1 protein-coding gene is annotated in these 1,175 nt (G+C 44.9%); it reads right to left on the reverse strand.

Going from position 1 to position 1,175, the window contains the following annotated elements:
• Window positions 1-14: 14 nt before the first annotated feature.
• Complete coding sequence (locus VR7878_RS20605; protein WP_077337811.1) at window positions 15-1,058, reverse strand: IS630 family transposase; 1,044 nt, start codon at window positions 1,056-1,058, stop codon at window positions 15-17.
• Between the last annotated feature and the right edge of the window lie 117 nt (window positions 1,059-1,175).

The raw sequence follows: 1,175 nt of genomic DNA on the forward strand, positions 1-1,175 counted from the left end.
CTAAATAACTGATCCTAATTATGCTCCACTCTCATCAAACCATAACCGCTACCGGGAAATGGTGAAACGTTATCCATAAAGTAACGTACCCGCTGCAATAATTGCCACATCGTTTTACACTGATGGTTCCGGGTCACTGTTTCATGCAAAGCGTGCCAAAGCTTCTCTATCTTGTTCACCCACGGAGAATAAACCGGCTGAAACAGTAGAATAAACTTGGGATTTAACTTCAGCCAGCTCTGAGTCTTTTTACTTTTATGAATGATGTAATTATCGACAATCAGCGTGATGGTTTTTGCTCGTCGATATTGGCGTTTCAAGCATTCCAGCATCGCAATAAATAGCTCTGAACTCTTGCTGGTACTGGCAATATAGGTAACTTTCCCTGTTGTCGCATGCAGCGCTCCGGCCAGATAATGCTTAGCATTTTGTCCCGGTGTGATCACTTTCTTTTGCTGGCCTTTTCCCTGATGCATCCAGTCTGCTCCTATTTTCGGGTTCAGATGAATATCCACTTCATCTTCGTAAAAGACCGGGTGGTCAACATTACATTGTTCTAAAGCTTGCCTGATACGGGCAAGTTTCTCTTCTTTTTCAGGATCTTTGATATGGAGTGTTGGTGCAGCTCTGCGCCAGACTATCCCAAGTTTTGGCAACCAGCGGCGAATCGTTGATGCATGAACCTTCAGGTCAAAGATCCGGTTCACTTCCATTGCCATCAACTCTGTACTCCAGCGGGAGCGCTGGTAACCAAGGTGCTGTGGGCTCATTGCAATCAATGTCTTCAAGATTGCGGCTATCTGAACAAAAGGTAATTTCTGCGCCCTGCCACGAGTGGTACTTTCTAATCCTTCGAGTCCGTATTCGGTGTACCAGTGAATCCAGCGGTTTACCGATGAACGGGCGGCTGCCAATAACAAAGAAACCTTGGTGACAGTTTGTCCGCTAGCCAAAAGTAATATGGCATTCAAACGGCGATAATGGTCTTTATCCTTTGTCTTGTGCATTTTTTTGATAATTCGGCGTCGCTCTGCACGGTCAGGTAATGTTAGAATCATGGCTCTCGGTAGTGGTTGTTGATTTGTGGGTTTGGCGACTAATCAGATCGCACAAACGCTACCGAGTTCCTTTCTTTTTTATTCTCCGGTGATCTACATTTAGGAACAGTTATTTAG

It is taken from the genome of Vibrio ruber DSM 16370, assembly GCF_900163965.1.
Classification (GTDB): Bacteria; Pseudomonadota; Gammaproteobacteria; order Enterobacterales; family Vibrionaceae; genus Vibrio; species Vibrio ruber.